The sequence below is a fragment of the Mesorhizobium sp. M7A.F.Ca.AU.002.02.1.1 genome (assembly GCF_003998535.1).
Lineage (GTDB): Bacteria > Pseudomonadota > Alphaproteobacteria > Rhizobiales > Rhizobiaceae > Mesorhizobium > Mesorhizobium ciceri.
Map to the genome: position 1 here is coordinate 1 of NZ_RZPB01000667.1, position 3,347 is coordinate 3,347.

General features: G+C 64.8%; 4 protein-coding genes. 3 read left to right on the forward strand and 1 reads right to left on the reverse strand.

Translation table 11 applies throughout. The features are described 5' to 3' along the window. Together EN879_RS29040 and EN879_RS29045 are read left to right on the forward strand one after the other, a co-directional pair. On the forward strand, window positions 1-220 hold a 220-nt coding region (locus tag EN879_RS29040), incomplete at its 5' end, for a winged helix-turn-helix domain-containing protein (RefSeq protein ID WP_164774641.1). After that, window positions 217-1,587, forward strand: coding sequence for a HAMP domain-containing sensor histidine kinase (locus tag EN879_RS29045; protein ID WP_024504077.1), 1,371 nt, complete (start codon window positions 217-219; stop codon window positions 1,585-1,587). The genes EN879_RS29040 and EN879_RS29045, both read left to right, overlap by 4 nt. Before the next feature lie 51 nt (window positions 1,588-1,638). On the opposite strand, the gene EN879_RS29050 is transcribed toward EN879_RS29045, so the two are convergent. Beyond that, entirely contained in the window at window positions 1,639-2,067 is a 429-nt protein-coding gene (locus tag EN879_RS29050; protein WP_013528746.1) for an Lrp/AsnC family transcriptional regulator, read from the reverse strand. A gap of 115 nt (window positions 2,068-2,182) precedes the next feature. Here EN879_RS29050 and EN879_RS29055 point away from each other — a divergent pair, with 115 nt between their 5' ends. Then, entirely contained in the window at window positions 2,183-3,286 is a 1,104-nt protein-coding gene (locus EN879_RS29055; RefSeq protein WP_024504078.1) for a saccharopine dehydrogenase family protein, read from the forward strand. Window positions 3,287-3,347 lie beyond the last annotated feature (61 nt).

A 3,347-nucleotide genomic window follows, 5' to 3' on the forward strand; every position in this document is an offset into this window, starting at 1 on the left:
GCCGCGGGAGTTCAGCTTGCTGGAAGTGCTGATGCGCGGCGAAGGCCGCGTCATCACCCGCACCATGCTTCTGGAGCGGGTCTGGGATTTTCATTTCGATCCCAGGACCAGCGTCGTCGAGACCCATATCAGCCGGCTGCGGGCCAAGGTCGACAAGCCCTTCGAAACCCAACTCATCCACACCGTCCGCAACACCGGCTACAGCCTGCACGCGCCATGACCGGAACCTGGTCCCGCCTGCTGCGCAGCACGCCATTCCGGCTTGCCCTGACCTTCGCCTTCCTGTTCGTGCTGGCCTTCGTCCTGTCTGGCGCCATCGTCTACCAGATGATGAGCGCCGATCTTGCCGAGCGGCTCGACGACACCATCAAGGAAACCTACGCGGTCGTCGCCGCGACCTATGCCGAGAACGATCTCAAGGAGCTGGTTGAGACCGTCGGCAGCCACTCCCTGCGCAGCCTCAAGAAGGAGCAGCTGTTTTCGTTGACCGACGCAACGGGCAATCGCCTGGCCGGCAACTTCACCGCGGCAGGGCTTCCCGACGGCTTCTCGATGTTCGACACCGAAATGCCCGGCGTGCCGCCCGGCGCCGAGTACCGCGCCTATTCCGGCCCGGTCGGCGGCAACACGCTGACCGTCGCCTTCAGCCTTTCCGAGACGGAGGAGCTGGAGAGGATCGTGCTGATGAGCTTTGGCTGGGGAACCCTGATCATCACCGGGCTGGCGGTCGCCGGCGGCGCCCTGCTCGCCTCGCGCGTCCAGCGCCGTCTCGACGGCATCGCCGCCACCATGGTGGATGTCTCGCATGGACGGCTGGACACCCGCATTCCGCTGACCGGCAAGGGCGACGACATCGACATCGTCTCCAGCCAGGTCAATGCCGCGCTCGACCGCCTGTCGGCGCTGGTCGAAGGCATGAAACAGGTCAGCGCCAACATCGCCCACGATCTGAAGACGCCGCTCAACCGGTTGCAGATGATCCTCGACACCGCGTCGGAAAAGAACCTGTCGGGCCGGAAAATCGCCGCTGAACTGGCGGAGGCGCATGCCGAGAGCCTGCAGATCAACGAGACCTTCGATGCCCTGCTGCGCATCGCGCAGATCGAGGCCGGCGCCCGCCGGGCGCGGTTCACCGATGTCGATCTGGGCGAGGTGCTGCAAACCATCGCCGAGATCTATGCCGATGTTGCCGAGGACGACGGAAAGTCGCTGTCGTTGGCGCAACCACAGGAAACGACGGACCGGATCCATGGCGATCGCGAGCTGCTGACGCAGATGTTCGCCAATCTGGTCGAGAACGCGTTGCGCCATTGTCCATCGGGCACGACGATAAAGCTGTCGGTGGCGCGCCAGGACGAACGCGTCGTTGCGGGCGTCGCCGACAACGGTCCCGGCATTCCGGCGGCAGAGCGCGAGAAAGTGTTCCAGCGGCTCTACCGGCTGGACCACAGCCGCTCGACATCAGGCAGCGGCCTCGGGCTCAGCCTTGTCCGGGCCATCGCCGATCTGCACGGCGCATCGATCACGCTCGAGGATTGCCGACCGGGACTTGCGGTGGTGGTGCGTTTTCCGCTGGCTACGGATTAGCCGGCGAAACGGCTGGTGCTGTTCAAGCCCAGCTTGGGTTGAGAGGTCCCCTCACCTATCTATCCGCGTCGACAGGATGATCGACGACAGCGTCCGCTCGACTCCATCCATGGCGCCGATCTGATCGAGCAGCATGTCGAGGTCGCGGATTGATGGCGCATCGACGATGACGATCATGTCGAAATTGCCGCTGACCGAATGCAGCGTCCTGACCGTCGCCAAACCGCGCAGGCCGCGCACCACCTTGTCGGCAAGCTTGGGCGTCACGGTGAGCAGCACATGCGCCCGCACCAGCCCCTGCTCATAATCCGGCGCCAGCCGCACGCCGTAGCCTGATATGATGCCGCGCTGCTCCAGCCGTTCGATCCGGCTCTGCACGGTTGTCCGCGAGACGCCAAGCCGCCGCGCCAGCTCGGCGGTCGAGGCGCGCGCATTCTCGCGCAGCAGCGAAAGCAGGGTCTGTTCGGCATCGCTGAGCATTTCGACGATTCTTCTCGGCGGACTGACCAATCAATGGGTTCGTTTCGTACAGAACCACGCTTCCTTTCGACGGGCAAGCTGCGAATCTGTGCTCACAACCAGTGAGGGATTTGTCATGAAGAAAATTGTCGTTGTCGGCGCCGGCAAGATCGGCTCGACCATTGCCGAGATGCTCGCCGCCACGGGAGATTATCAGGTCACGCTCGTCGACCGCTCGGCAGCACAGCTCGCAGCGGCCGAAGTCCCGGCCACGGTTGCGACGCTGGAGCTCGACATCGAAGCGTCCGGCACGCTTGAAGCCGCACTCGCCGGCAAATTCGCGGTGCTCAGCGCCGCTCCCTTCCATCTGACCACCCGCATCGCCGAGGCGGCGGCCAGTGCCGGCGTGCACTATCTCGACCTGACCGAGGACGTCGTCTCGACCCGCCGCGTCAAGGAATTGGCGCGTTCGGGCAGAAGCGCCTTCATTCCGCAATGCGGCCTGGCGCCGGGCTTCATCTCGATCGTCGCCAACGATCTCGCCAGCCGGTTCGATTCGCTGGAAAGCGTGCGCATGCGCGTCGGCGCCCTGCCGCAATACCCGTCCAACGCGCTGAACTACAATCTCACCTGGAGCACCGACGGCGTCATCAACGAATATTGCGAGCCCTGCGAGGCGATCGTCGAAGGCGAGCTGGTCGAGGTGCCGCCGCTGGAAGAGCGCGAGGAGTTCTCGCTCGACGGCGTCACCTACGAGGCATTCAACACCTCCGGCGGCCTCGGCACACTGGCCGAGACGCTGAAGGGCAAGGTGCGCACGCTCAACTACCGCACCATTCGCTACCCCGGCCACGCCGCGATCATGAAGGCGCTGCTCAACGACCTCGGCCTGCGCCATCGCCGCGACGTGCTGAAGGACATTTTTGAAAGCGCCCTGCCGGCGACATTGCAGGACGTCGTCATCGTCTTCGTCACCGTCTCCGGCCGCAAGAACGGCCGCCTGCTGCAGGAGACCTACGCCAACAAGGTCTATTCCCAGCGTATCGGCCAGGTGGTGCGCAGCGCCATCCAGATCACCACGGCGTCCGGCATCTGCGCCGTGCTCGACATGCTGGCCGACGGCAGCCTGCCGGCGACCGGCTTCATCAAGCAGGAAGACATCGCGCTGGACGCGTTTCTAGCCAACCGTTTTGGCCGCGCCTATGCCCAGCACGAAATGGTGAGTCGGCTGGCGGGGTGAAGCGGCGTGTCTCTCTTGTGGAGAGGCGGGCGGGACAGTGCCCCCCCTCTGGCCTGCCGGG